Source organism: Shigella sp. FC1661 (genome assembly GCF_001712525.1).
In the GTDB taxonomy this organism is placed as follows: domain Bacteria; phylum Pseudomonadota; class Gammaproteobacteria; order Enterobacterales; family Enterobacteriaceae; genus Escherichia; species Escherichia coli.
Window position 1 is genome coordinate 21,394 of sequence record NZ_MDGW01000310.1, and the last position, 6,856, is coordinate 28,249.

Annotated in this window: 3 protein-coding genes; 2 read left to right on the forward strand and 1 reads right to left on the reverse strand. The window is 52.6% G+C overall.

The genetic code is table 11. The annotated features are described in order from the left end of the window. The first annotated feature begins 61 nt into the window (after positions 1-61). Both flgK and flgL read left to right on the forward strand, forming a co-directional pair. The gene (gene flgK / locus BFF42_RS16570; RefSeq protein ID WP_000096447.1) at positions 62-1,705 is read left to right on the forward strand and encodes a flagellar hook-associated protein FlgK; all 1,644 of its coding nucleotides are present in this window, start codon (positions 62-64) and stop codon (positions 1,703-1,705) included. Between the two features lie 11 nt (positions 1,706-1,716). Further along, the gene (gene flgL, locus BFF42_RS16575) at positions 1,717-2,670 is read left to right on the forward strand and encodes a flagellar hook-associated protein FlgL (RefSeq protein WP_001212757.1); all 954 of its coding nucleotides are present in this window, start codon (positions 1,717-1,719) and stop codon (positions 2,668-2,670) included. A 196-nt stretch (positions 2,671-2,866) separates the two neighbouring features. Here the strand turns inward: flgL and rne are convergent, their stop codons facing one another. Then, the gene (gene rne / locus BFF42_RS16580; protein WP_000827337.1) at positions 2,867-6,052 is read right to left on the reverse strand and encodes a ribonuclease E; all 3,186 of its coding nucleotides are present in this window, start codon (positions 6,050-6,052) and stop codon (positions 2,867-2,869) included. Between the last annotated feature and the right edge of the window lie 804 nt (positions 6,053-6,856).

Consider the following 6,856-nt stretch of genomic DNA (forward strand, 5'->3'; position numbering starts at 1 on the left):
CTCAAGTCCGGCGGGTCGCTGCCGATAATACTCTGTAATTGAAGGCTTATAAGGAACCTCCATGTCCAGCTTGATTAATAACGCCATGAGCGGACTGAACGCGGCCCAGGCGGCGTTAAATACGGCAAGTAATAATATCTCCAGCTATAACGTTGCCGGATATACCCGCCAAACCACTATTATGGCGCAGGCCAATAGCACGTTGGGCGCTGGCGGCTGGGTTGGCAATGGTGTCTACGTTTCTGGTGTGCAGCGTGAGTATGATGCGTTTATCACCAACCAGTTACGTGCGGCGCAGACGCAAAGTAGCGGCCTGACTGCCCGCTATGAGCAGATGTCGAAAATCGACAATATGCTCTCCACCAGTACCTCTTCGCTGGCAACACAGATGCAGGATTTCTTCACCAGCCTGCAAACGCTGGTGAGTAACGCGGAAGACCCGGCAGCGCGCCAGGCGCTGATTGGGAAATCAGAAGGGTTGGTGAATCAGTTTAAAACCACCGATCAGTATCTTCGCGACCAGGACAAACAGGTCAATATCGCGATAGGTGCCAGCGTTGATCAGATCAACAATTACGCTAAACAAATCGCCAGCCTGAACGACCAAATCTCCCGCCTGACAGGCGTGGGGGCAGGGGCGTCACCTAACAATCTGCTGGATCAACGCGATCAACTGGTGAGCGAATTAAACCAGATTGTTGGTGTAGAAGTCAGCGTTCAGGATGGCGGCACTTATAACATCACGATGGCCAATGGTTACTCACTGGTTCAGGGAAGTACGGCGCGGCAACTGGCGGCAGTTCCTTCCAGCGCCGACCCTTCTCGTATGACTGTCGCTTACGTTGATGGGACGGCAGGCAATATTGAGATCCCGGAGAAATTACTGAATACCGGGTCGCTGGGCGGCATTCTGACATTCCGTTCTCAGGATCTGGACCAGACGCGTAATACGCTTGGACAACTGGCGCTGGCATTTGCCGAGGCTTTCAACACCCAACACAAAGCCGGATTTGATGCCAACGGCGATGCTGGTGAAGATTTCTTTGCTATCGGTAAGCCCGCGGTTTTGCAAAACACGAAAAACAAAGGTGACGTTGCGATCGGTGCCACGGTAACTGATGCCTCCGCGGTACTGGCGACAGATTACAAAATCTCGTTCGATAATAATCAGTGGCAGGTCACCCGCCTTGCCAGCAATACCACTTTTACGGTGACGCCGGATGCCAACGGTAAAGTGGCATTTGATGGTCTGGAGTTGACGTTTACAGGAACGCCTGCCGTTAACGACAGCTTCACGCTGAAACCAGTAAGTGACGCCATCGTCAACATGGATGTATTAATCACCGACGAAGCGAAAATAGCGATGGCGAGCGAAAAAGATGCGGGTGATAGCGATAACCGCAACGGTCAGGCCCTGCTGGATCTGCAAAGCAACAGTAAAACGGTGGGCGGTGCGAAATCCTTTAACGACGCTTATGCCTCGTTAGTGAGTGATATCGGTAATAAAACCGCGACGTTGAAAACCAGTAGCGCCACGCAAGGTAATGTGGTGACGCAGCTTTCCAATCAGCAGCAGTCTATCTCTGGCGTCAATCTCGACGAAGAGTACGGAAATCTGCAACGTTTTCAGCAGTATTACCTGGCGAATGCGCAGGTTCTGCAGACGGCAAACGCGATTTTTGATGCGCTGATTAACATTCGCTAAGGGGAGATAAGATGCGTTTCAGTACCCAGATGATGTACCAGCAAAACATGCGTGGCATCACCAATTCTCAGGCGGAATGGATGAAGTACGGCGAGCAGATGTCGACAGGTAAGCGAGTCGTTAACCCTTCTGACGATCCCATTGCAGCATCACAAGCCGTAGTTCTCTCCCAGGCACAGGCGCAAAACAGCCAGTACACGCTGGCGCGTACTTTCGCCACTCAAAAAGTGTCACTGGAAGAGAGTGTACTTAGCCAGGTCACCACTGCTATCCAGAATGCTCAGGAAAAAATTGTCTACGCCAGCAATGGCACCTTGAGTGACGATGACCGGGCCTCGCTGGCTACGGATATTCAGGGGATTCGTGACCAGTTGCTGAATCTGGCGAACACCACTGACGGTAACGGGCGCTACATTTTTGCCGGTTATAAAACAGAGACTGCGCCGTTTAGCGAAGAGAAAGGGAAATACGTCGGTGGAGCAGAAAGTATTAAGCAACAGGTCGATGCTTCGCGTTCGATGGTGATAGGGCACACGGGTGACAAAATTTTCGACAGTATTACCAGCAACGCAGTTGCGGAGCCAGACGGTAGCGCTTCTGAAACCAATCTTTTTGCCATGCTGGATAGCGCCATCGCAGCCCTGAAAACGCCGGTCGCGGATAGCGAAGCGGATAAAGAAATCGCCGCTGCGGCATTGGATAAAACCAACCGTGGACTGAAAAACTCGCTGAATAATGTCCTTACCGTTCGCGCGGAATTAGGCACGCAGCTGAACGAACTGGAGTCGCTGGATTCCTTAGGTAGCGATCGCGCTTTAGGGCAAACGCAGCAGATGAGCGATCTGGTTGATGTGGACTGGAATGCAACTATTTCATCTTACATCATGCAGCAAACGGCATTGCAGGCATCGTATAAAGCATTTACCGATATGCAGGGATTGTCGCTCTTCCAGCTCAACAAATAAGCTCGCTTTAAAACATATCATGAAACTGGGTATGTTTTGTCTGCCCGCTCAGGGATCGCCGGGGCGGGCATTTTTTTTGCCTATTTTGCATTGTTGGTTAGCAAGGATGCCATTTGATGAATTTTAATATGTTGATTCAAACATGAAATAAAAAAGCCCTGGCAGTTACCAGGGCTTGATTACTTTGAGCTAATTATTACTCAACAGGTTGCGGACGCGCAGGAGCGGCAGAGGCATGATGCGTTGCCGTATGACCACCTGCGGCACCTTTACCTTCGAAGGCAAAAGTAGGGCGCTGCCAGTCACTGTGATGCGGTGCCTCCGGAACATATTCCGGTGCCGGAGCGCGCGTCATTGGCGCGGTAGCGTGGTTATGCTCAACGGTGATCTCTGGTTCAACCGCGGCTACCGTTTCAACTTCTGCTGCGACTTCAGCGACGACTGGCGCGGCAGGTTGAGCAACAACTTCAGGTTCTGCAACCACAACCTCAGCAGTTTCGGCAACTTCTTCAATATCTGCCGTCTCTTCCTGCGGTTCAACCACCGGTTCTGCGTGTTCTGCAACTTCCTGGGCTACGGCAACATCAGACTCGGTAATCACCTGCGGCTGTTCAGTTACCGCGGCGGCAATCACTTCAGGATGCGTCGTTTCAACCACTTCCGGTTGCGGTTCGGCAACCGGTACGGGGGCTTCTACGACTTCAGCCATTTCTTCAACAACTGGCGCGCTAACAACCGGTTCGACAGCGGCGGCGACAGGGACCTCAGTCACCATCGGCTGCACTTGTACTTCTTCCTGTTCGCGCTGCTCTTCAACTTGTACATCTTGCGGACGTACAATTGGATAGCGGATCCAGACTTTGCCAGAGGCCAGTTCCGGAGACGCGCACGCTACGGTCAACGGCATTGGCGACTGGGTTGGATAACGCTCGTCACGATAGCGACGACGACGCTGACCACTCACGCGCAGGTGACGAGGCGAGCGGCGAGAACGACGCGGCATGCCACCGTTGTCACGGTTATCAGCATTGTTCTCTTCTTGCTGTTCTGGTGCAGTTTGCGCTACGACTGGCAGCGGGACTTTCACCAGTTCTGTGCGTGGAGCTGGAGCTTCCTGAACAATTGGTTCGGCAGCGGCAGTTTCTTCAACCACCGGTGCGACTACCGCTTCTTCGGCTACGCTTTGCTCGTAACGCACTTTCTGATTGAGCTGACGCTGTTTACGACGCGGCTGAACCGGACGTACACGTTCTTCCTGTTCGGTTTCCTGAACAGATTGCTCTTCAACATTCAGCGCCTTCGCTTCTTGTTGCGCCTGACGTTTATCATCGTTACGGCGGCGGCTACGTTCACGACGCGGCGCTTGCTGCTCGTCGGTGGTACGTGCTTTTTCCGTTACCTCAGCTTGCTGACGGCTCTCACGCGTCTCGGCAGTCTGCTGCTGTGCCTGGCGACGATTACGACGGTTTTCTTCGCGATTATCGCTGCCTTCAGTACGTTCACTACGGGTGTCGCGGCGCTCATTACGGTCACGGCGGTTGTTCTGACGAGGCTTGCGACGATCCTGTTGACGTTCCGGTTTCGCTTCTGCTTTCGGTGCTGGTTGCTCGGTCGGTTTGGTTTCTTCACTACCGCTGAACAGCGCTTTCAGTGCGCCGAAGAAGCGGCTCAACAGCCCAGGTTGTGCAGGAGCTGCTGGTGTTGCCGGTGCAGCTTTCGGTGCTGGAGCTACAACAGGCGCGGCAGGTTCAGCTGGCGTTGGCGCTGGCGGCACATCCGGCATGGCAAAGGTTGCCAGCGCAGGTTGTTCCGGACGCTTACGTTCAGCGAACTCTTCTTCAGACGGCAGCGCCATCGCTTCTTCATGCAGCTTCGGCAGCATGTAGCTTAAGGTTGGGGTTTCTTCCCCTTTACGCACGCGCAGCACGTGGTAGTGCGGGGTTTCCATCTGATCGTTTGGCACAATCACGCAGCGCACACCGTCCTGACGAGTTTCAATGGCATTTACCGCAGAACGTTTTTCATTCAGCAGGTAAGAAGCGATTGGTACAGGAACAATGGCGTGAACTTCCTGGGTGTTCTCTTTCAGCGCTTCTTCTTCGATCAGACGCAGAATAGAGAGCGACAGCGATTCGTTGTCACGCACGGTGCCAGTACCAGAACAACGCGGACAAACGTGATGACTGGATTCACCCAGTGATGGGCTCAGGCGCTGACGGGACATTTCCAGCAGGCCAAAGCGAGAAATATGGCTGATTTGAATACGCGCACGGTCCTGACGCACCGCTTCACGCAGACGGTTTTCTACCGCACGCTGGTGGCGTACAGGCGTCATGTCGATGAAGTCGATAACAATCAGGCCGCCGAGGTCACGCAGGCGCAGCTGACGAGCAATCTCATCGGCAGCTTCGAGGTTGGTGTTAAATGCGGTTTCTTCGATATCGCCGCCGCGGGTCGCGCGTGCGGAGTTGATGTCGATGGCAGTTAACGCTTCGGTACTGTCGATAACAATCGAACCACCGGACGGCAGACGGACTTCACGCTGGAAGGCGGACTCGATCTGCGACTCGATCTGGTAGTGGCTGAACAGCGGGATCTCGCCGGTGTACAGTTTGATTTTGCTGCTGAAATCCGGGCGACCTAATGCAGCGATATGCTGACGTGCCAGTTCGAGCACTTTCGGGTTATCGATAAGGATTTCGCCGATGTCCTGGCGTAAGTAATCGCGGAAAGCGCGAACGATTACGTTGCTCTCCTGATGAATCAGGAACGGGGCCGGGCGGCTTTCAGCGGCTTTTTTGATGGCTTCCCAGTGTTTCAGACGGAAGCTTAAATCCCATTGCAGCGCCTCAGCAGATTTGCCGACGCCAGCGGTGCGCACGATAAGCCCCATGCCTTCCGGCAGTTCAAGGTTTGCCAGTGCTTCTTTTAATTCGGTACGGTCGTCGCCTTCGATACGGCGAGAAATGCCACCCGCGCGCGGGTTGTTCGGCATCAGAACCAGATAGCTACCCGCCAGACTGATAAAGGTGGTTAATGCCGCGCCTTTGTTGCCGCGCTCTTCTTTATCGATCTGAACAATGACTTCCTGACCTTCACGCAACACATCTTTAATGTTGGGACGACCATGAGCACTGTAGTTAGCAGGGAAATATTCGCGGGCAATTTCTTTTAGTGGGAGGAAACCGTGACGTTCAGCGCCGTAATCAACAAAAGCAGCTTCCAGACTCGGTTCAATGCGGGTGATTTTACCTTTGTAGATGTTTGCCTTTTTCTGCTCGTGCCCTGGACTTTCGATATCCAGGTCATACAGACGCTGCCCATCTACAAGGGCAACGCGCAACTCTTCCTGCTGAGTTGCGTTGATTAACATTCTTTTCATCGTAACTTACTCATTATTCTTACATTGACGACTAAGCTGCGGGCAAAGTAACGCCTTTCCGGGTGTGAACCGATGGCCTCGTGTCTAGTCGCGTCGCCAACCTCACGGTTATCGTCAGCTCAAAGAGGCGCAGAGTGTCGGTTGCCCGTTTTTCATGCGGAAAAACAGCGCAATTATCAAAGAAACAGACTGGGTATTACTCTCCAGAAATATTTCCATCTACCGGTAAGGACTGCAACCCGCAGCCCGCTAACTGCCTGAAAGATCAATACGTCTTACGCCATTGCTGCGTGGATGATCGGTCGGGCAAAATGGGTTATTCCGTAAAATTTCTTGTTTTAACAAGGATGGACACGGAAACGGCTTCATTATTCCACTGCAAGCCTTGTTATAGCAAGATGACTTTTACCATTTATCACCCGCTTACTCACAGTTTTTTATATGAACGCATCCCGTTTGCAAGGCATCCATTGTTTTGACATGACGGGTAGGTTGCAGCTTTATATCCGGCTTTATTGCAGCCGTAACGCTGCGAGCCCCTATGTAATTCGCCGACTCACCCCTTATTTTCACGGCGGACTTCAAGCCCAAAATACTGTTCAGGTTTAGTGAGTCACGGTCTTACCTGTCTTTGTCATCACTCTGGCCGCCATAGCAACCTTTCAGCATTCACCCTTTTGTTAAGAGTTCATTGTTTAATGGTATCAGCGATTAATATGGTCTGATACTGACGTGGTTCCTGTCATACTTACGGTCATGGGCGGTTATCGCCCATACTGTTCGTGCCAGCTTGTTTGCCATGGC